Genomic DNA, 20087 nt, shown 5'->3' on the forward strand with positions numbered 1-20087 from the left:
GAAATCAACCTGCTGACTGACAAATCGCTGTGAAATCGTCGACCTTGAGCGACGCACCGCCGATCAGGCCGCCGTCGATATCTTGCTGCGCGAGCAACTCCTGGGCGTTACCCGCATTCATGCTGCCGCCATAGAGCAGACGCAATGCATCGGCCAGTTCACGATCGAAACCGGCCTGATAGCCGCGTATCGCAGCCATCATCTGCTGAGCCTGCTCTGGCGTCGCCGTGCGCCCGGTGCCGATGGCCCAGACGGGCTCGTAGGCGATCGTCATCTGCTGGCGCTGCCCAGGCTCAAGCCGGGCCATGACGTAGCCCACCTGCCGCAACACGACATCCTCGGATAGGCCAGCATCACGCTCTTCGAGGGTTTCGCCCACGCAGAGAATCGGTTTGAGGCCCGCGCCGAGCGCCGCTATCACGCGCTCGTAAACCTGTTCATCACTTTCGTGATAGAGCTGGCGACGCTCGGAGTGGCCGACCAGCACGTACTCTACGCCGAACTCGGCGAGCATCTGCCCGCTGACTTCACCGGTACGCGCCCCGGAATCCAACGGATTCAACGTCTGCGCCCCGAGCTTGAGGGGCGTAGCCGCAAACGCCTGGCGCGCGGCATCGAGATAGGGAAACGGCGGATGAATCGCCACATCGACTGACATCAGATCGATTTCGGCGAATGCTCGACCAAACGTCTCGACCAGTTCTGCCGAGCCGTTCATCTTCCAGTTACCCGCGATCAGCGGCTTGCGCATGCGACCTCCCGTCGGTGGTGCGGTATGGTATAAGAGCCTTGACAGCAAGACAACAAGTGCTCTCGGCTATCTGGTCGGCTCAGGCAATCAGAGTTTCGACACTATCGGCAATTCGCTGCGCCATGGCCTGGACGTCGAAGCGGGGCCGCCCCTCCACCATGACGCGAATCAATGGCTCGGTACCCGAGGGGCGCAGCAGCACCCGGCCGCTATCGCCCAACTCCTCTTCGACGGCATTTACCGCCTGGCTCAGCGCTCGACTCTCCAGTAGCGCCTTGGCGTCGGTACCACTAGGCAGGCGCACATTGACCAGCGACTGCGGTGCCTTTTCGAAGCCTTCCAGCAACTGCTCCAGCGGCACCTCTTCCCGCACCATCACTGCCAGCACCTGCAGCGCGGAAACGATACCGTCGCCAGTGGTCTGCACGTTGCGGCAGACGATATGACCGGAGGCCTCGCCTCCCAGCAGCCAGTCGTTGGCGAGCAGACGTTCGACGACATAACGATCCCCCACCTTGGCCCGCTCGAAGGGAATCCCCTGCTTCTCGAAGGCTGCCGCCAGGCCGAAATTGGTCATGAGCGTGCCCACGACGCCGCCATTCAATTTACCGCGAGCGTGCAGGTCACGAGCGATGATATAGAGGATCTCGTCGCCGTCTACCAGCTTTCCGTGCCGATCGATCATCAGGACGCGATCGCCATCGCCGTCGAACGCGATACCCAGGTCGGCCTGGCGCGCCAGAACCGCCTCGCTCAAGCGTTCGGTATGCGTCGAGCCCACGTTCTGATTGATGTTGAGACCGTCGGGCTCGCCGCCGATCACGCTGACATCGGCACCGAGCTCGCGAAAGACGTTGGGTGCGATGTGATAGGTCGCGCCATGGGCGCAGTCCAGCACGATTCGCAAACCGTGCAGCTCGAGGCGATTGTGAACCGTGGACTTGCAGAACTCGATGTAGCGTCCGGCGGCGTCATTGATACGGACCGCCTTGCCGAGCTGGTTCGGCGCCATGGTCTCCAGCGGCTTGTCGAGCTCGTTCTCGATCTCGGTCTCGACCTCGTCGGCGAGCTTCAGCCCTTCCGCCGAGAAAAACTTGATGCCGTTATCCTGATAGGGATTATGCGATGCCGAAATCACGATCCCGGCATCGGCTCGGAACGTGCGTGTCAGATAGGCAATGCCCGGTGTCGGCATCGGCCCGAGCAACGAGACATCGGCCCCGGCAGCCGAAAGCCCCGCTTCCAGCGCCGATTCGAACATGTACCCGGAAATGCGCGTGTCCTTACCGATGATCACCTTGGGCCGCGTCGACTGGGCGGACTTCTGCCGAGCCTGATGGCTGCTCAGTTTGCGCGCCAGCACTCGGCCCATGGCCCAGCCCAGCTTCAGCATGAAGTCGGCGGTGATGGGATACTCTCCAACGGTGCCGCGAATCCCGTCGGTACCGAAATAACGTCTACTCATGATCGCCTCGCTCCTGAAGCTGGTCGTTCCTGAAGTACTGCCCAAGCCATATTGATGGCATCGACCGTGGGCGCAACATCATGCACTCTGATGATTCTAGCGCCCCGCTCGACCGCCATCACGCTCAACGCCAGCCCGCCAGGCAAGCGCTGATCGACGGGGCGCTCCAGTACCTGTCCGATCATGCTCTTGCGCGACATTCCCACGAGCAACGGCAGTCCCAGCGCTTCCAGCGCATCCATGCGATTGAGCAACCGCAGGTTGTGCTCCAGCGTCTTGGCAAAGCCGAAACCCGGGTCCAGCAGCAGCCGCTCCCGCGCGATGCCCGCCGCCTCGCAAACCGCGATACGCTCGCGCAGGAAATCGGCGACGGCCGCTTCGACGGGGCGATCGTAGTGCGGCGCCTGCTGCATCGTCTGCGGCTTTCCCAGCATGTGCATCAGACACACGGGCAGACCAGTGTCCGCCGCCGCCTCGAGCGCGCCTGGGCGCGTCAGCGAGCGCACGTCATTGATCATGCCGGCACCGGCTTCGGCGACTTCCCGCATCAGTTCGGGCGCACTGGTGTCGACCGAGACCAGCGCATCGAACTCCGACACCAGCATCTCGACCACGGGCAACACGCGCTCCCGTTCGGTTTCCAGCGTCACCGGCTCGGCCCCCGGCCGTGTCGACTCGCCGCCGACGTCGATGATGGCAGCGCCTTCTCGCAGCAGACGTTCGGCATGACGACGGGCATCATCCAGCCGGTCGTGTCGACCACCATCCGAAAATGAATCCGGGGTCACATTGAGAATGCCCATGACGCAGGGGCGTGAAAGGTCGAGATGATGTTGACCACAGCGCAATCGGGCGCTGGTGGGTACCGAATCTGTCATTGAAGTCCGTCGCTCACAAAAGCGTTCACTCTAGGCAGGCCGAGAGGGCTACGCAACCGGCCGAAATACAGCGGGGCGTCATTTCTGACGCCCCGCTGCAAATCTGCCATTTCATTTCATCATCGGATCACATTATAGCCCCGATGACCCGCCTAGCGGATCCGAGGGCCGCCGATTCCCCGACTCGTCATCCGGCGTGCCTTCACCGCTCGGCTGTGGCTCCGGATCGTCGACAGGACGGCCGGAACCCGAAGTCGGTCCGTCGTCGCCCCAATCCTTCGGCGGACGCGGTTTACGACCTTCCATGATGTCCTTGAGCTGCGCGGCATCGATGGTCTCGTACTGCATCAGCGCTTCTGCCATCAAGTCGAGCTTGTCGCGGTTGTCCTCGAGGATCTTGCGCGCCATCGCGTAGCACTCGTCGATGATGCGACGCACTTCCTTGTCGAGACGGGTCGATGTCTCGCCGGAGGTCAGCTTGCCGCCGCCCTGGCCCGGCCCGCCGAGGAACTGATGAGACTCGTCCTCGTCGTACATCAACGGCCCCATCTCTTCGGACAGACCCCACTTGGCGACCATGCTGTGCGCCAGCTCGGTAGCACGCTTGATGTCGTTGGAAGCGCCGGTGGTCACGCCATTCGGCCCCAGCGTCATCTCTTCCGCGATACGGCCGCCGAACAGGGAACAAAGCTGACTGATGATCTGCTGCCGCGAGTAGCTGTAACGATCTTCCTCGGGGAGGAACATGGTGACGCCCAGCGCTCGGCCACGCGGGATGATGGTGACCTTGTAGACCGGATCGTGCTCCGGCATGACCAGGCCGATGATGGCGTGCCCGGACTCGTGATAAGCGGTGTTCAGCTTATCCTTCTCCGACATGACCATGGACCGGCGCTCGGCGCCCATCATGATCTTGTCCTTGGCCAGCTCCAGCTCTTCCATGCCCACGGTGCGGCGGTTGCGGCGAGCCGCGAACAGCGCTGCCTCGTTGACCAGGTTGGCCAGGTCGGCACCGGAGAAACCCGGCGTACCACGGGCAATGATGCTCGCCTGCACGCCGTCACCCATCGGCACCTTGCGCAGGTGAACGTTGAGGATATGTTCACGTCCCCGAATGTCGGGAAGCGGCACGGTGACCTGACGGTCGAAGCGGCCGGGGCGCAGCAGTGCCGGGTCCAGCACGTCCGGACGGTTGGTCGCCGCGATGACGATGATGCCGTCATTGGCTTCGAAACCGTCCATCTCGACCAGCAGCTGGTTCAGCGTCTGCTCGCGCTCATCGTGACCGCCACCCATGCCGGAGCCACGATGGCGGCCGACAGCGTCGATTTCGTCGATGAAGATGATGCATGGGGCCTGCTTCTTGGCCTGCTCGAACATGTCACGAACACGGGATGCACCCACGCCGACGAACATCTCGACGAAGTCCGAGCCGGAGATGCTGAAGAACGGTACCTTGGCCTCGCCGGCGATCGCTTTGGCCAATAACGTCTTACCCGTACCCGGCGGCCCCACCATCAACACGCCGCGGGGAATCTGACCGCCCAGGCGCTGGAACTTCGACGGATCCTTGAGGAAGTCGACCAGTTCGACGACCTCTTCCTTGGCTTCGTCACAGCCCGCAACGTCGGCAAAAGTAGACTTGATCTGATCCTGGCTCAGCAGCTTGGCTTTCGACTTGCCGAAGCTCATCGGGCCGCCTCGGCCGCTGCCGCCACCCTGCATCTGGCGCATGAAGAAGACGAAGATGCCTAGAATCAGCAGGATCGGGAAGCTGGCAATCAGCAAGCGCGTCCACAGGCTCTGTTCTTCTGGCTTCTGGCCGACGACGGTGACGTCATGCGCCAGCAGATCGTCCATCAGCTTGGGATCCTGCGCCGCCGGGCGGATCGTCTGGAACTGCGTGCCGTCCCTGCGCTCGCCATTGATGGTGTAGCCATCAATGGTCACGCTACGCACCTGGTCGTTCTGGACCTGCTGCACGAACTGCGAATAGCTCGTCGTCTGCGGCGAGCTATCGACGCTAAAGTTGTTGAACACCGTCAGCAGCACAGCCGCGATGACCAACCAGAGAATTAAATTCTTCGCCATGTCGTTCAAGACACCACCCTCGTAGTACGAATCTTGCTGCCTGCGCTTGCCGTGATCTGACACTACACCAGATGGGGGCGTTCAACCACGCTTGCAAGCCTAGCCCTGAAATCCTTGCGCCAGCAGATAGACTTCGCGAGAACGGGCCCGTGATGCCTCCGGCTTGCGCGTTACCACCTTGCGGAAGCTGCCTCGCAGATCACGCAGGTAGTCATCGAATCCTTCGCCCTGAAATACCTTGGCCAGAAAATGGCCGCCGGGCGACAACGTCTGTTTCGCGAGATCGAGCGCCAGCTCGACCAGATACATCGCCTGTGGCTGGTCGATCGCCGCCATGCCGCTCATGTTCGGCGCCATGTCGGAAAGCACCAGATCGACGGGGCGACCGCCCAGCTCTGCCAGAATCGATTCCAGCACGCTCTCTTCGGTAAAGTCACCGTGTACGAAGCTGACGCCCGCCAGCGCATCCATTTCCAGGATGTCGGAGGCGATCACCAGGCCGTCGCTGCCAACCTTCTCCGCGGCAATCTGGCTCCAGCCGCCAGGGGCGGCCCCCAGATCGATCACCGTCATGCCAGTGCGCAATAACTTGTCACGCTCGTCCAGTTCCAGCAACTTATAGCTTGCACGCGAACGATAACCGTCCTTCCATGACTGCTGCACGTAGCGATCATCGAAATGCTCCTTCAACCAGCCAGCGCTGCTTTTGCTCTGCCGGGTCGAGGAACCGGTCTTGTCGGAGCTGGATTTGGGGCCTGAACCGGAAGAGCGCGCCACTGATGATCACCTGAAAGAATAGTCAAAGTACGTATAGCGGAGATGCGAGGCTCGAAGCCCGAAGCGAAAGAGCCGATGGCGCTTGTTTTCATGCCCTCCGAGGCATTCCTGCCACCTTCGGACACGCCTTCTGAATCGACGACATCTTTCCTGTTGCGGCCGAAACCCGTACCATGACGCGTTTCGACAGTGCGGTGGTGAGACCGATTGCAGCACCGCTGACAATTATCGCGAAGTTCAACGGTCAGACTATCATGAGCCTATCATCCGCACAAAAGAAAGCCTTCCGCAGCATCGGCCACCACTTGCAGCCGATCGTCACCGTCAGTGAAAACGGATTGAGCGAAGGTGCCCAGCAGGAACTCGAGCGCGCGCTACGCGACCACGAACTGATCAAGGTCAAGCTGGCGATTCCCGAGCGCGAGGAGCGCCAGGCCATGGTCGAGGAACTGGTCGAGCTTTCCGGCGCGGAACTGGTCCAGACGCTGGGAAAAGTGGCACTGCTCTATCGCCACAACCCCAACGTCAATCCCAAGCTTTCCAACATCCAGCGCGCCGAAGACCATCACGGGCGGCACTGAAGCCGGGCCGCAAGCCGCGAAATAGGCATTGACCGCTCCATACAAAAAACCGCGACATCGTCGCGGTTTTTTTGGCTCGTAGCTGCCGTTTAGCGCCCCGAAGCCGGCGCAGTCGTAGCCCGTAGCCCGTAGCTCGTAGCTTAGAGATGCTCGACGCTGGAAATTTCGTATTCCACGTCGCCACCTGGCGTGCGAACGTTGACCACGTCGCCTTCCTGCTTGCCGATCAGCGCTCGTGCGATGGGCGAGGTGACCGAAATCTTGCCGGCCTTGATATCGGCCTCGTCCTCGCCGACGATCCGGTAGCACACCTCTTCGTCGGTCTCGAGATTGAGCAGTTCGACGGTAACGCCGAAGATTACCTTGCCGGTCTTCGGCATCTTGGTCACGTCGATGACCTGCGCCGACGACAGCTTGCCCTCGATCTCTTGAATACGCCCCTCGATGAACCCTTGCTGCTCGCGGGCAGCGTGATACTCGGCGTTCTCCTTGAGATCGCCGTGTTCCCGGGCTTCCGCAATGTCACTGATCACTCGCGGGCGTTCGACGCCTTTCAGTTGCTCCAACTCCTGGCGCAAGGCCTGCTCGCCGTGGACGGTCATCGGGACCTTATTCATGAACTACTCCTGCGTGCTGTTCCTGCAGCCGCCGCACCGTGATCTCGTTGCCATACTCCAGTGCCATGCAAACGGCCCGCGCCCCCGCCAGCGTCGTGGCATAGGGCACCTTGCGGGCCAGCGCAGTGCGCCGGATGACCGAGGAATCATTGATCGCCTGGCGGCCTTCCGTGGTATTCACGATATAGGCGATTTCGTCGTTCTTGAGCAGATCGACGATATGCGGACGGCCTTCAAAAACCTTGTTGACGACAGCAACGGACAGACCAGCCTCTTCCAGAGCCCTGGCCGTGCCACGCGTTGCCACTAAACTGAAGCCCAAGGCTAGCAGAGATTGCGCTACCTCGATAACACCTTGCTTGTCCGGGTCGCGCACAGAGAGAAATGCCTGGCGCTCGCCGGTCAGCCTGGGAATCGCTTCGCCTGCGCCCAGCTGGGCCTTGTAGAAGGCCTCGGCGAAGGTCGCACCACTGCCCATCACCTCGCCAGTCGACTTCATTTCCGGCGACAGGATCGGATCGACACCCGGGAACTTGTTGAACGGGAACACCGCTTCCTTGACGCTGAAATACCCCGGAATGATCTCGCGGGTGAATTGCTGCTCGGCCAGCGTCTTGCCAGCCATGCAGCGCGCCGCGATCTGCGCCAGCGACGTGCCGATACACTTGGAGACGAACGGCACGGTGCGCGAGGCGCGCGGGTTGACCTCGATGATGTAGATCTCGCCATCCTGCCAGGCCAGCTGCACGTTCATCAGCCCGACCACGTTGAGCTCGACCGCCATGCGCTTGACCTGCTCGCGCATCTCGTCCTGCACCTCGGCGGGCAACGAGTACGGCGGCAGCGAACAGGCGGAGTCGCCGGAGTGCACGCCGGCCTGCTCGATGTGCTGCATGATGCCGCCGATCACCACCTGCTCGCCGTCGCTGACCGCGTCGATGTCGATCTCGATCGCCGCATTGAGGAAATGATCCAGCAGTACCGGCGAATCGTTGGAGACCTTGACCGCGTGGGTCATGTAGCGCTCGAGCTCTTCGGCGGTATAGACGATCTCCATGGCGCGGCCGCCGAGCACGTAGCTCGGACGAACGACCAGCGGATAGCCGATCTTCTCGGCCTTGGCAAAGGCATCCTCGAAGCTGCGCGCGGTCGCGTTGGGCGGCTGCTTGAGGCCCAGCTTGTCGATCATCTTCTGGAAACGTTCGCGGTCTTCGGCGCGGTCGATGGCATCCGGCGTGGTGCCGATGATCGGTACGCCGGCTGCCTCCAGCGCACGCGCCAGCTTCAGCGGGGTCTGGCCGCCGAACTGCACGATCACTCCGACCGGCTTCTCCTTGTCGGCGATCTCGAGCACGTCTTCCAGCGTCACCGGCTCGAAATAGAGGCGATCCGAGGTGTCGTAGTCGGTGGAGACGGTTTCAGGATTACAGTTGACCATGATGGTCTCGTAACCGTCTTCACGCATGGCCAGCGCCGCATGCACGCAGCAGTAGTCGAACTCGATCCCCTGGCCGATCCGGTTGGGACCGCCGCCCAGCACCATGATCTTCTGACGATCGCTGACCTCCGCCTCGCACTCCTCCTCGTAGGTGGAGTACATGTAGGCGGTATCGGAAGCGAACTCCGCCGCGCAGGTGTCGACCCGTTTGTAGACCGGGCGAATGTCGAGCTGCTGACGCCGCTGGCGGAACTCGCTCTCGGAGACGCCCAGCAGCGATGCCAGACGCGCGTCGGAGAAGCCCTTGCGCTTGAGACGGTAGAGATCGTCGGCGCTCAAGTCGTGCAGCGAGCGCTTGGCGACGGCTGCCTCGGCCAGCACCAGATCCTCGAGCTGGACCAGGAACCAGCGGTCGATATTGGTGAGCGCGAAGACTTCGTCGACGCTCATGCCGCTGCGCATGGCGTCGGCGATATAGAAGATCCGATCGGCACCGGCAGCCTGAAGCTCGCCCTTGATCAGCGCCATGTTCTCGGCATTGAAGTCGGTGATCTTCGGATCGAGCCCGTCGACGCCGATTTCCAGGCCGCGCAGCGCCTTGTGCATCGACTCCTGGAAGGTCCGGCCGATCGCCATCACCTCGCCGACCGACTTCATCTGCGTGGTCAGGCGATCATTGGCTTGCGGGAACTTCTCGAAGGTAAAGCGCGGAATCTTGGTGACGACATAGTCGATCGACGGCTCGAAGGAGGCCGGCGTGGCGCCGCCGGTGATGTCGTTCTGGAGCTCGTCCAGGGTATAGCCCACCGCCAGCTTGGCGGCGATCTTGGCGATCGGGAAACCGGTCGCCTTGGAGGCCAGTGCCGAGGAGCGCGACACACGCGGATTCATCTCGATCACGACCATGCGCCCGGTGTCCGGATCGACACCGAACTGCACGTTGGAGCCACCGGTTTCGACGCCAATCTCGCGCAGCACCGCAAGGGATGCGTTGCGCATGATCTGGTACTCCTTGTCGGTCAGCGTCTGCGCTGGCGCGACGGTGATGGAGTCGCCGGTATGCACGCCCATCGGGTCGAAGTTCTCGATCGCACAGACGATGATGCAGTTATCGTTCTTGTCGCGAACGACCTCCATCTCGTACTCCTTCCAACCCAGCAGCGACTCGTCGATCAGCAGCTCATGGTTGTTGGAAAGCTCGAAGCCGCGATCGCAGATCTCTTCGAACTCTTCCTTGTTGTAGGCCACGCCGCCGCCGGAGCCGCCCATGGTGTAGGAGGGGCGGATGATTACCGGGAAGCCGAGCGAAGCCTGGATTTCCCAGGCCTCGTCCATGGTATGGGCGACCTTGGCCTTGGGGCACTCGAGCCCGATGTTCTTCATCGCCTTGTCGAACAGGTCGCGATCTTCGGCCTTGTTGATGGCATCGGCGTTGGCACCGATCATCTCCACGCCGTACTTCTCGAGCACGCCGTGCTTGTCGAGCTCCAGCGCACAGTTGAGCGCGGTCTGCCCGCCCATGGTCGGCAGGATCGCCGACGGGCGCTCCTTCTCGATGATCTGCTCCACCGCCTGCCAGGTGATCGGCTCGATGTAGGTGGCATCGGCCATCACCGGATCGGTCATGATGGTCGCCGGATTGGAGTTGACCAGGATGACGCGGTAGCCCTCTTCACGCAGTGCCTTGCAGGCCTGGGCCCCGGAGTAGTCGAATTCGCACGCCTGCCCGATAACGATGGGGCCGGCGCCGATGATCAGAATGCTGTCGAGATCCGTACGTTTTGGCATGCGCTAACACTCGTCGAAAATGAGGGTGTCGGCGGCTGGCGCCGACCCGATAGACTGAATTCCAAACCGCCGCTGCTGACTCAAGCGGCTTGCTGACGACGCTGCATCATCGTCACGAAGCGATCGAACAGTGGCGAGACATCCTGAGGCCCCGGGCTTGCTTCCGGATGGCCCTGGAAGCTGAACGCCGGACGATCGGTCAGTTCGATGCCCTGCAGCGTGCCGTCGAACAGCGACCGATGAATGGCGCGCACGTTTCCGGGCAGGCTGGTTTCGTCCACCGCAAAGCCATGGTTCTGACTGGTGATCATCACTTGGCCGCTATCGAGATCCTGGACCGGATGGTTGGCGCCATGGTGACCGTGATTCATCTTCACCGTCCTGGCACCGGCGGCCAGCGCCAGCAGTTGATGACCCAGGCAGATACCGAAGACCGGGATATCCGTCTCAAGCACGTCCCGGATCGCGCTGATCGCGTAGTCGCAGGGCTCGGGGTCGCCCGGGCCGTTGGCCAGGAAGACGCCGTCCGGGTTCATCGCCAGCACCTCGCTGGCCGGCGTCTGGGCCGGCACGACGGTCAGGCGGCAGCCGCGAGAGGCGAGCATGCGCAGGATGTTGTGCTTGATCCCGTAGTCGTAGGCGACCACGTGATAAGGCCGCTCACCGCTGGCGGTATCGGCGTAACCCTGGCCCAGCGTCCATTCGCCCTCAGTCCATTCATAGGTGGACTCGCACGAGACCTCCTTGGCCAGGTCCATCCCCTTGAGCCCCGGGAAGTCGCGAGCCGCCGCCAGCGCCCGCTCGACGGCGTCATCGCCTTGGGCGGCATCACCGGCCAGAATCGCACCATTCAGCGAACCCTTGTTGCGCAGAATGCGCGTCAGGCGGCGGGTATCAATGTCGGCGATGCCGACGACGTTCTGCGCGGTCAGATACTCGGAAAGCGACATCGTGCTGCGGAAATTGCTGGCGATCAGCGGCAGGTCCCGAATCACCAAACCGGCCGCACAGATGCGATCCGATTCGACGTCTTCGAGATTGACGCCGGTATTGCCAATATGCGGGTAGGTCAACGTAACGATCTGGCGGGTGTAGGAGGGATCGGTGAGGATTTCCTGATAACCGGTCATGGCGGTATTGAAGACCACCTCCCCGCTAGTTTGTCCATCAGCTCCGATCGCAGTACCGTAAAACACACTGCCGTCTTCGAGAGCCAGTATCGCGGGTCTGTTCAAGGCAACATCCTCCTTAACTGGTCATCAACACATTACGTCGAGGTCTAGCATCACGCCCCTGCTTCGTGCATTGGTCGAGCGAGCCGCCGCAAGGTCGTAAAAAAGCGGGACGAAATCCGGAAAACCGATTTCATCCCGCTTATTGTCCTGACTGCTGCATCATCTGCGGCGAATCTCTATTGCCTGCGGCTCTGGCCCGGCCAAATTGGCGAAATGATACCGGAAACCAACGCCCGGCTCCAGTACCGAACGCAATTCGACCCAATGATGCCTTGAACGGCGCTTCCCCGGCGCCCAGACGTTCGCACCTGGCCGTTCGATAACGCTACGCTTTCAATCCCAGCACGTCCTGCATGTCGTAACGTCCAGCGGCTCGCTCGGCCAGCCAGACTGCCGCCCTGACCGCGCCGTTGCCGAAGGTCAGGCGGCTCGAGGCCTTGTGGGTAATCTCGATGCGCTCGCCTTCGGCGGCAAACAGCACCGTATGCTCGCCGACGATATCGCCACCGCGCACCGTGGCAAAGCCGATCTCCTTGGGATCGCGCGGGCCGATCTGGCCGACGCGCTGGAATACTCCGTGGGTCTTCAGGTCACGTCCCAGCGGCTCGGCCACCGCCTCGCCCAGCATCAGCGCCGTGCCGGAGGGCGCATCGACCTTGTGACGATGATGCGCCTCGATCACTTCGATATCGTAGCCGGCATCCCCCAGCGCCCTGGCCGCGGTCTTGAGCAGGTTCACTGTCAGGTTGATGCCCGTACTCATGTTGGCCGCGAACACCATCGGAAGCCGGTCGGCATGGCTGTCCAGCGTCTTCAGCTGGGCTTCGTCGAGCCCCGTCGTGCCGATCACGATCGCCTTGCCGTTGTCGGCGCACCAGGCGAGGTTGTCGAGGGTCAAGGCCGGGGTGGAAAAGTCGATCAGGACATCGAATTCCTCCCTGACTTCATCCAGCGATCCCCGCAAGGCGACGCCCAGCTTGCCGAGCCCAGCCATCTCACCGGCATCGCATCCGAGGAGCGAACTATCGGGACGCACGATCGCCGCTCCCAGTTGCGCGGCTTCGCTATTGTGCGTGGCTTCCAGCAAGATGCGCCCCATCCGTCCGGCCGCTCCCATGATCGCAATCCGCGTCATGCTTCCTCCCGTTACCTTCATTTGGCGCAGCCAGGCTGCGCTGGTGATCGTCAGTGGCAACAGTATATCAGCCGACGTCTTACCGTCGGCACGGGCTACACTGGGTGACGTCGACGACTTCGGGGAGCCACCAGCCCATGCCGCCTCGCTTCTTTTCTGTTCTGCTACCCATCACCGTGGCGTGGCTCACCGGCTGCAGTGCCACGCCCCATCGCACGGCCATCGCCCCGGCGGACCTGCTGGCGAGCACGCCGAACATCGAGTGGTGCGGCACGCTGTCTTTACCTGGCGAGTGGCAGGATGGCACGCCGGTAGGTGGGCTTTCCGGTCTCGGCTGGGACGAAGACGAGGCGATGCTGTTCCTGATCTCGGACCGAGGCTGGCTGCATCGCGCCCGGCTGACATTCGATGGCAGTGGCGAACTCCGTGATTATGAACCGCTGGACACCTATCCGCTGCGCGGCGAGGACGGCGCCATTCTGGCAAGCGCCGAAAGCGACGCCGAAGCGTTGTCGCTGGAAAACGCGGACGACGGCATCCGCGGCAACACCCAGCTGGTGATCGGTTTCGAAGGTGGCGCGGAGAGTGATACGGCGGGAAATGTAGAAAGCAACGCCCGCTGGCAACGCTTCCTGCCTTCGGGTATCGCCAGCGAACCGACGCATCGTCCCGAGGGATTGTTGGGCATCCAATCCAATGGCGGACTGGAGGCGATTGCGTCGCTGCCCGGGCATGGACTAGTGGGTGGTATAGAAAATCCACCCGACGACTGGCCCGAGAAAGTGACCCGGCTCTTTACCCTCGACGACCGGCAGGCGTGGCGTTATCCGCTAGCGGCCAATGCCAATAGCGCCCTGACCGCGATGGAAAGCCTGGATGGTGACTTGCTGACTCTGGAGCGCGCCTATACTCCGCCGGCATCGATCGTGATCCGGCTGCGTCGTGCCCATCTCGATGACGATGGCGGCGTCGAGATCAGCGAGCTGGCCAGGCTCTCCAACAGCGACGGCTGGTCGGTGGACAACTTCGAAGGCCTGACCCATATCGGCGAACATCGCTACCTGATGGTCAGCGACGACAACTTCAGCCTGAGACAGCGCACCCTGCTGAGCTGCTTTGCCGTGAAAGACATCGACCCTAAAGCCCAATGATTCTCGAGCCGGATAGATAACCTCTGCCGCAGGCCAAGCAATTACCGCACCAAGATATACTGGCAGCGAAAGCTCCCGATAAACAAAAGACCCCACCCGACTGATCGGATGAGGCCTCTCAAGCTAGCCAGCGCGCATGCTTCTTAAGGCTTCATATCCTCGAAAAAGCGCTTCACGCCGTCGAACCAGCCCTCTTTCTTGGGCGAGTGGCGGCTGGCACTGCCCAGGCTGTCCTGGAACTTGCGCAGCAGGTCTTTCTGCTCTTCGTTGAGGTTGACCGGGGTCTCGGTCACCACCTTGCAGAGCAGATCGCCGGCCGGGCCGCCGCGAACGGGCTTGACGCCCTTGCCGCGCAGCCGAAAAAGCTTGCCGGTCTGGGTTTCGGGCGGGATCTTGAGCTTGACCCGGCCTTCCAGCGTCGGCACTTCCAGTTCGCCACCCAGCGCCGCGTCGACGAAGTTGATCGGCACTTCGCAGTGCAGGTGCCGGCCGTCGCGCTCGAAGATCGGGTGCGCCTTGATCTCGACCTGGACGTACAGATCGCCCGCGGGGCCGCCGTTGAGCCCGGATTCGCCTTCGGCGTTGAGCCGAATGCGATCGCCGGTATCGACACCCGCCGGAATCTTCACCGACAGCGTGCGCGTCTCGCGAACGCGGCCTTCGCCATGGCACTTGCGGCACGGCACCTTGATGCTCTGGCCACTGCCGTGACAGGTCGGGCAGGTCTGCTGCACGGCAAAAAAGCCCTGCTGCATCCGTACCTGGCCCTGGCCGTGACAGGTCGGGCAGGTCTCCTTGCTGGAGCCCGGCTCGGCGCCACTGCCATCGCAATGCCCGCATTCGATGTGCCGCGGCACGCGAATGTCGACCGTGGTACCGAACACCGCGCTCTCGAGATCGAGTTCGAGGTTGTAGCGAAGGTCGCTGCCACGCTGCGGCGCGTTCGGGTTGCGCCGCCCGCCGCCGCCACCGAAGATATCCCCAAACACGTCGCCGAAGATGTCGCTGAAACCACCGGCCCCGGCACCGCCGAAGCCACCGCCGCCGAAGCCACCGCCGCCGAAACCGCCGGCCTGACCGTCGACGCCCGCATGACCGAACTGATCGTAGGCGGCGCGCTTTTCGCTGTCGGAAAGCACCTCGTAGGCGTCGGAAACTTCACGGAATTTCTCCGCCGCCTGCTGGTCGTCCGGATTGCGGTCCGGATGATACTTCTGCGCCAGCCGGCGATACGCCTTCTTGATGTCCTTGCCGTCAGCGCCCTTGTCGACGCCCAATACTTCGTAATAGTCACGTTGGGACATTACTGAGTCCGCCTCCGTGTCGACGCCGTGGAAACAGCAACGCGGGAGTCTTCACTGGCTCCCGCGCTACTGCCGGTCACACGACGTCAGACGTCGTGGTTATTGCTTTTTCTGATCGTCGTTGACTTCTTCAAACTCGGCGTCAACCACGTCATCCTCTTTCTTGCCGCTGGACTGGGCATCGTCGCCCGGTTGACCGGCCTGCGCGCCAGCACCTTCGCCCTGCTCGGCGTACATCTTCTGGGCCAGATTGCCGGAGGCTTCGGTCAAGGCATCCAGCTTCGCCTGGATGGCATCCTTGTCGTCGCCCTTGAGCGCTTCCTCGAGCTCGCTGATCGCGGCCTCGATCTTGCTCTTCTCCTCGGCATCGACCTTGTCGCCGGCTTCTTCGAGCGTCTTGCGCGAGGCGTGGATCATGCCGTCGGCCTGGTTGCGCAGCTGGACCAGCTCTTCGAACTTCTTGTCCTCGGCTTCGTGCGCCTCGGCATCCTTGACCATCTGGTCGATCTCTTCGTCCGAGAGACCACTGGAGGACTTGATCACGATCGACTGTTCCTTGCCGGTCGCCTTGTCCTTCGCCGTGATGTTAAGGATACCGTTGGCGTCCAGGTCGAACGCCACTTCGATCTGCGGCACACCGCGCGGCGCCGGCGGAATGTCGGCCAGGTCGAAACGACCCAGAGACTTGTTCTGACCTGCCTGCTTACGCTCGCCCTGCAGCGCGTGAATCGTCACGGCCGTCTGGTTGTCCTCGGCGGTCGAGAACGTTTGCGTCTTCTTGGTCGGGATCGTGGTGTTCTTCTCGATCAGCGGGGTCATCACGCCACCCAGCGTCTCGATACCCAGCGTCAACGGCGTGACGTCGAGCAGCAGCACGTCCTTGACATCACCGCCGAGCACGCCACCCTGAATCGCGGCGCCCATGGCGACGGCTTCGTCCGGGTTGACGTCCTTGCGCGCTTCCTTGCCGAAGAACTCGGCAACCTTGCTCTGGACCATCGGCATGCGCGTCTGACCGCCGACCAGAATCACGTCGTGAATCTCGCTGTTGGAGAGGCCGGCGTCTTCCATGGCCGTCTTGCAGGGCCCGAGCGAACGCTGAACCAGATCTTCGACCAGCGATTCCAGCTTGGCGCGCGTCACCTTGATCGCCAAGTGCTTGGGACCGGTGTTGTCAGCCGTGATGTACGGCAGGTTGACTTCGGTCTGCTGCGCAGAGGAGAGCTCGATCTTGGCCTTCTCGGCAGCTTCCTTCAGGCGCTGCATGGCCAGGCTGTCGCCGGACAGATCGATGCCGGAGTCGCTCTTGAACTGCTGTACCAGGTAGTCGATCAGCTTGAGGTCGAAATCTTCGCCGCCCAGGAAGGTGTCGCCGTTGGTCGCCAGCACTTCGAACTGCTTCTCGCCGTCGACGTCGGCCACTTCGATGATCGAGATATCGAAAGTACCGCCACCCAGGTCGTAGACCGCGATGGTGCGATCACCAGTGGAGCGATCCATGCCGTAGGCCAGCGCGGCAGCCGTCGGCTCGTTGATGATGCGCTTGACTTCGAGACCGGCGATACGGCCCGCGTCCTTGGTTGCCTGACGCTGAGAGTCGTTGAAGTAGGCCGGTACGGTGATGACCGCCTCGGTCACTTCCTCGCCGAGATAGTCTTCGGCGGTCTTCTTCATCTTCTTCAGCACTTCGGCGCTGACCTGCGGCGGCGCCAGCTTGTTGTCGTTGACCTTGACCCAGGCATCACCGTTATCGGCTTCGACGATCTCGTAAGGCACCATCTTGATGTCTTTCTGGACGACGTCGTCCTTGAACTTGCGACCCACCAGACGCTTGATGGCGTAGAGCGTGTTTTTGGGGTTGGTGACCGCCTGACGCTTGGCCGCCTGACCGACCAGCGTTTCGCCGTCTTCGGTGTAAGCGATGATGGAAGGCGTCGTGCGGCCGCCTTCAGCGTTTTCGATCACGCGGGTCTTGTCACCATCGAGTACGGCGACACAGGAGTTGGTCGTACCCAGGTCAATGCCAATGATGCGTCCCATAATTCCTCACCTCATAACTATTCGTTGACGACTGAATTCGTTTTGATGACGGCGCTTGCTGCGCGATTGACTGCTATGTGGGGGCTGCTAAGCGCCTTTCAAGTCCTCATCGACGATTCCGATACAGCGCCGAGTCGAACCGATAGCGGCCCTCTTCAGCCTGTTGTCTCAGCCTGCTGTCTTGCTGACCACCACCATCGCCGGGCGGATCAATCGCCCGTTCAGGGTGTATCCCTTCTGCATGACATCCATCACGGTGTTGGGCTCCAGCTCCGGGTTGGGCACCATTGTCATCGCCTCGTGGAACTGCGGGTCGAACGGTTCGCCCTGCGGTTCGAGCTGTTCGACGCCGAACTTGCTCAATACGTCGAGCTGCATCTTGAGCGTCATCGAGACCCCTTCCCGGTGCGTCTCGTCGACCTCCTGCATGCTTTCCAAGCCCTTCTCAAGGCTGTCGACGACCGGCAGCAGTTCCTTGACGAACTTCTCGAGCGCGAACTTCTTTGCCTTGTCGGCGTCCTGCTCTGCCCGACGGCGAGCGTTCTGGGCTTCGGCAGCGGCACGCATCGACTGATCCTTGGCCTCCGCCAGCGCCTGCTCGAGCTCCTCGACCCTGGCCGCCAGCACTTCGGCTTCGGGATTGGCCTGGCCTTCGATGTCATCCGCCTCGTGTTCGAGCGATTCCGCGAACTGCTCCAGGTCGCCGTCCAACGCCTCGTTGGTGGTCTGCTGTTGCGGCTCGCCGTCGCGTTCGGCGCGCTCGAGTTCTTCGTCTACGGGATTCTGCGGATCTCTAGCCATGAGTCTCTCCTGGCAAGGTGTTGTGACGGTTATTCGACAAAGCGTGATTCGACAAGCGTCGGAGTTGTCTGCCTATATGGGGCTATCGATTCAGATCTCAAGCACCGATCTTTCGAGCCGTCGCCACAGCCGTTGAACGGGGTTTTCGACTACTGTATAAACAACCAGACAGTAATGACCCGATCGTTCACCGCCAGATCTCGATCGCCCAACAGACCCCGTATGGCCGCCATCGATCCCGGGAGGCAGCATGCTGATTCAACTCGCCATTCGTGACTTCGCTATCGTCGACACACTGGACCTGGAGTTTCAGGCCGGCATGACCGCCATTACCGGCGAGACCGGCGCCGGCAAATCGATCCTGCTCGGGGCGCTGGGGCTTTGCCTGGGAGAGCGCGCGGATGCCGGCGGCGTTCGCCATGGTGCCGACCGCGCCGACCTGAGCGCCCGCTTCGATATCACCGAACGCGACGACGCCAAGGCCTGGCTGGCGGCGCGGGAGCTCGCCACGGACGACTGCCTGCTGCGGCGCGTCGTCACCGCCAGCGGACGCTCCAAGGCGTGGATCAACGGCCAGCCCTGCACTATCGCGGATCTGCGCGAGCTCGGCGAATGTCTGATCGACGTGCATAGTCAACATGCGCATCAGGCACTGCTCAACGAGGACACTCACCGTCGTCTGCTCGACGACGCGGCAGGCCACCACAAGGCGGTGGCCGAGCTTGGCGAGCTGCATCGTCAATGGCACGCATTGCGCCGGCAGTATCGCGAGCGCAGCGAGAACGACGAGGAGCGTCAGGCCAAGCGCCAGCTGCTGCGCTATCAGGTCGAGGAGCTCGATCAGCTCGATCTGCAGGCCGACGAGCTGAAGAGCCTGGAACAGGAACAGGAGACGCTGGCGCATCTCGAGGAGAGCCTGCGCGAGGCGCAGTTCGCCGCCGACAGCTGCGATCACGACGAGAGCGGCGCGTTGACCCTTTTGTCTCAGGCGACCCAACGGCTATCCCGGGTGCCCGGCAGCGATCGCGGCAGCCTGTCCGAGGCTCTGGTGATGCTGAACGATGCACAGATCCAGCTCGAGGAAGCCGCTCGCGAGCTCCACCACTATGTCGAGTCGACCGAGCTCGACCCGCAGCGCCTGGCCTGGGTCGATGAGCGGCTCGGCGAGATTCATCGCATCGCCCGCAAACATCACGTCATGCCGGAAGAGCTGCACGACCTGCACCGCCGGCTGAGCGGCGAGCTGGAAGCGCTCGATAGCGGCGACGACGATCTCGAAACGCTAAGAGCCAGGCTCGACGACCTGCGCCAGCAGTACCGCGACGCCGCCAAACAGATCAGTGAGACGCGCCAGCGCACCGCCACGGTTTTCGCCCAGCAGGTTCAGGAGCAATTGGCGTTTCTGGGAATGGACAAGGCTCGCTTTGCCGTCGATGTCACGCCACTGGAAACGCCCCAGCCTCACGGCCTGGACCGGGTCAGCCTGCAGATCAGCGCCAATCCGGGCCAACCCCCACGGCCGCTGGCCAAGGTAGCCTCCGGCGGCGAGCTCTCGCGCGTCAGCCTGGCGATTCAGGTCGTAGCCGCAAGCCACAGCACGCTGGCGACGCTGGTCTTCGATGAGGTAGATGTCGGCATCTCCGGCGCGACCGCCGAAATCGTCGGCCAACTGCTGCGTCGGCTAGGTAGCGATGCCCAGGTCATGACCGTCACCCACCTGCCGCAGGTCGCCGCGCAGGCCCATCAGCATCTGCATATCGAGAAGCGCTCGAATGACAACGAGACTCGCACCGAAATGGCGCAATTGGACGAGGCTGGCCGGGTACGCGAACTGGCGCGAATGCTGGGCGGGGTCAAACTTTCCAATCAGACGTTGGCGCACGCTCGCGAAATGCTGGCGGCCAGTCAGAACTCGGCGCACTGACTCGCGCACTGCGAGCCCCAGCGCCGCTCCGCCAGGCGCTGACTCACCGGGTATCGGCTGCAGCGGGGCATCAGCCCGAACCCGGCCTTGTAAAGGCACCCAAACGAAAAA

The 20087-nt window shown here is 62.3% G+C and carries 15 protein-coding genes; 3 read left to right on the forward strand and 12 right to left on the reverse strand.

Annotation, left to right across the window (positions count from 1 at the left end):
* Nucleotides 1-4: 4 nt before the first annotated feature.
* The 5 genes from tpiA to rlmE all read right to left on the reverse strand — a co-directional run bounded on the left by tpiA (nucleotide 5) and on the right by rlmE (nucleotide 5962).
* Complete coding sequence (gene tpiA, locus CCD76_RS06000; protein WP_087718610.1) at nucleotides 5-751, reverse strand: triose-phosphate isomerase; 747 nt, start codon at nucleotides 749-751, stop codon at nucleotides 5-7.
* Between the two features lie 79 nt (nucleotides 752-830).
* Nucleotides 831-2216 carry a phosphoglucosamine mutase gene (glmM, locus tag CCD76_RS06005; RefSeq protein ID WP_087718611.1) on the reverse strand — a complete coding sequence of 462 codons (1386 nt, stop codon included), beginning with the start codon at nucleotides 2214-2216 and terminating at the stop codon, nucleotides 831-833.
* Nucleotides 2213-3094, reverse strand: a complete 882-nt coding sequence (folP, locus tag CCD76_RS06010; RefSeq protein WP_256961138.1) for a dihydropteroate synthase — start codon at nucleotides 3092-3094, stop codon at nucleotides 2213-2215. Before folP ends, glmM begins: the two co-directional genes overlap by 4 nt.
* Nucleotides 3095-3226: 132 nt before the next feature.
* The gene (gene ftsH, locus CCD76_RS06015; protein ID WP_087718613.1) at nucleotides 3227-5194 is read right to left on the reverse strand and encodes an ATP-dependent zinc metalloprotease FtsH; all 1968 of its coding nucleotides are present in this window, start codon (nucleotides 5192-5194) and stop codon (nucleotides 3227-3229) included.
* Nucleotides 5195-5284: 90 nt separating this feature from the next.
* Nucleotides 5285-5962: a 23S rRNA (uridine(2552)-2'-O)-methyltransferase RlmE gene (gene rlmE, locus CCD76_RS06020; RefSeq protein ID WP_087718614.1), complete on the reverse strand. Its 678-nt coding sequence runs from the start codon at nucleotides 5960-5962 to the stop codon at nucleotides 5285-5287.
* A 254-nt stretch (nucleotides 5963-6216) separates the two neighbouring features.
* On the opposite strand from rlmE, the gene yhbY reads away from it, so the two are divergent.
* On the forward strand, nucleotides 6217-6543 hold the full coding sequence (gene yhbY / locus CCD76_RS06025; RefSeq protein ID WP_087718702.1) for a ribosome assembly RNA-binding protein YhbY: 327 nt from the start codon (nucleotides 6217-6219) through the stop codon (nucleotides 6541-6543).
* A gap of 140 nt (nucleotides 6544-6683) precedes the next feature.
* Here the strand turns inward: yhbY and greA are convergent, their stop codons facing one another.
* The 4 genes from greA to dapB all read right to left on the reverse strand — a co-directional run bounded on the left by greA (nucleotide 6684) and on the right by dapB (nucleotide 12756).
* A complete protein-coding gene (gene greA / locus CCD76_RS06030) occupies nucleotides 6684-7160 on the reverse strand; it encodes a transcription elongation factor GreA (protein ID WP_087718615.1) in 477 nt (158 codons plus the stop codon).
* A complete protein-coding gene (gene carB, locus CCD76_RS06035) occupies nucleotides 7153-10386 on the reverse strand; it encodes a carbamoyl-phosphate synthase large subunit (RefSeq protein ID WP_087718616.1) in 3234 nt (1077 codons plus the stop codon). Before carB ends, greA begins: the two co-directional genes overlap by 8 nt.
* 80 nt (nucleotides 10387-10466) lie before the next feature.
* Complete coding sequence (gene carA, locus CCD76_RS06040; RefSeq protein ID WP_087718617.1) at nucleotides 10467-11621, reverse strand: glutamine-hydrolyzing carbamoyl-phosphate synthase small subunit; 1155 nt, start codon at nucleotides 11619-11621, stop codon at nucleotides 10467-10469.
* A gap of 325 nt (nucleotides 11622-11946) precedes the next feature.
* Entirely contained in the window at nucleotides 11947-12756 is an 810-nt protein-coding gene (gene dapB / locus CCD76_RS06045) for a 4-hydroxy-tetrahydrodipicolinate reductase (RefSeq protein WP_087718618.1), read from the reverse strand.
* Nucleotides 12757-12893: 137 nt separating this feature from the next.
* Between dapB and CCD76_RS06050 the strand changes: the two genes are divergently transcribed.
* A complete protein-coding gene (locus CCD76_RS06050; protein ID WP_087718619.1) occupies nucleotides 12894-13907 on the forward strand; it encodes an esterase-like activity of phytase family protein in 1014 nt (337 codons plus the stop codon).
* 143 nt (nucleotides 13908-14050) lie between these two features.
* On the opposite strand, the gene dnaJ is transcribed toward CCD76_RS06050, so the two are convergent.
* From dnaJ to grpE, 3 genes are all read right to left on the reverse strand, one after another.
* Entirely contained in the window at nucleotides 14051-15211 is a 1161-nt protein-coding gene (gene dnaJ / locus CCD76_RS06055) for a molecular chaperone DnaJ (RefSeq protein ID WP_087718620.1), read from the reverse strand.
* Nucleotides 15212-15310: 99 nt separating this feature from the next.
* On the reverse strand, nucleotides 15311-17251 hold the full coding sequence (dnaK, locus tag CCD76_RS06060; protein WP_087718621.1) for a molecular chaperone DnaK: 1941 nt from the start codon (nucleotides 17249-17251) through the stop codon (nucleotides 15311-15313).
* Between the two features lie 168 nt (nucleotides 17252-17419).
* Nucleotides 17420-18052: a nucleotide exchange factor GrpE gene (grpE, locus tag CCD76_RS06065; RefSeq protein ID WP_087718622.1), complete on the reverse strand. Its 633-nt coding sequence runs from the start codon at nucleotides 18050-18052 to the stop codon at nucleotides 17420-17422.
* 250 nt (nucleotides 18053-18302) lie between these two features.
* Between grpE and recN the strand changes: the two genes are divergently transcribed.
* The gene (gene recN, locus CCD76_RS06070) at nucleotides 18303-19976 is read left to right on the forward strand and encodes a DNA repair protein RecN (RefSeq protein ID WP_087718623.1); all 1674 of its coding nucleotides are present in this window, start codon (nucleotides 18303-18305) and stop codon (nucleotides 19974-19976) included.
* The last annotated feature ends 111 nt before the right edge of the window (nucleotides 19977-20087 follow it).

The organism is Salinicola salarius (assembly GCF_002179555.1).
GTDB lineage: Bacteria > Pseudomonadota > Gammaproteobacteria > Pseudomonadales > Halomonadaceae > Salinicola > Salinicola salarius_A.

What these genes read in the sequence shown, in the direction of transcription:
- tpiA (WP_087718610.1), bottom strand. Translation starts at nt 751, where the DNA reads ATGCGCAAGCCGCTGATCGCGGGTAACTGGAAGATGAACGGCTCGGCA.
- glmM (WP_087718611.1), bottom strand. Translation starts at nt 2,216, where the DNA reads ATGAGTAGACGTTATTTCGGTACCGACGGGATTCGCGGCACCGTTGGA.
- folP (WP_256961138.1), bottom strand. Translation starts at nt 3,094, where the DNA reads ATGACAGATTCGGTACCCACCAGCGCCCGATTGCGCTGTGGTCAACAT.
- yhbY (WP_087718702.1), top strand. Translation starts at nt 6,217, where the DNA reads ATGAGCCTATCATCCGCACAAAAGAAAGCCTTCCGCAGCATCGGCCAC.
- greA (WP_087718615.1), bottom strand. Translation starts at nt 7,160, where the DNA reads ATGAATAAGGTCCCGATGACCGTCCACGGCGAGCAGGCCTTGCGCCAG.
- carB (WP_087718616.1), bottom strand. Translation starts at nt 10,386, where the DNA reads ATGCCAAAACGTACGGATCTCGACAGCATTCTGATCATCGGCGCCGGC.
- dapB (WP_087718618.1), bottom strand. Translation starts at nt 12,756, where the DNA reads ATGACGCGGATTGCGATCATGGGAGCGGCCGGACGGATGGGGCGCATC.
- CCD76_RS06050 (WP_087718619.1), top strand. Translation starts at nt 12,894, where the DNA reads ATGCCGCCTCGCTTCTTTTCTGTTCTGCTACCCATCACCGTGGCGTGG.
- dnaJ (WP_087718620.1), bottom strand. Translation starts at nt 15,211, where the DNA reads ATGTCCCAACGTGACTATTACGAAGTATTGGGCGTCGACAAGGGCGCT.
- dnaK (WP_087718621.1), bottom strand. Translation starts at nt 17,251, where the DNA reads ATGGGACGCATCATTGGCATTGACCTGGGTACGACCAACTCCTGTGTC.
- grpE (WP_087718622.1), bottom strand. Translation starts at nt 18,052, where the DNA reads ATGGCTAGAGATCCGCAGAATCCCGTAGACGAAGAACTCGAGCGCGCC.
- recN (WP_087718623.1), top strand. Translation starts at nt 18,303, where the DNA reads ATGCTGATTCAACTCGCCATTCGTGACTTCGCTATCGTCGACACACTG.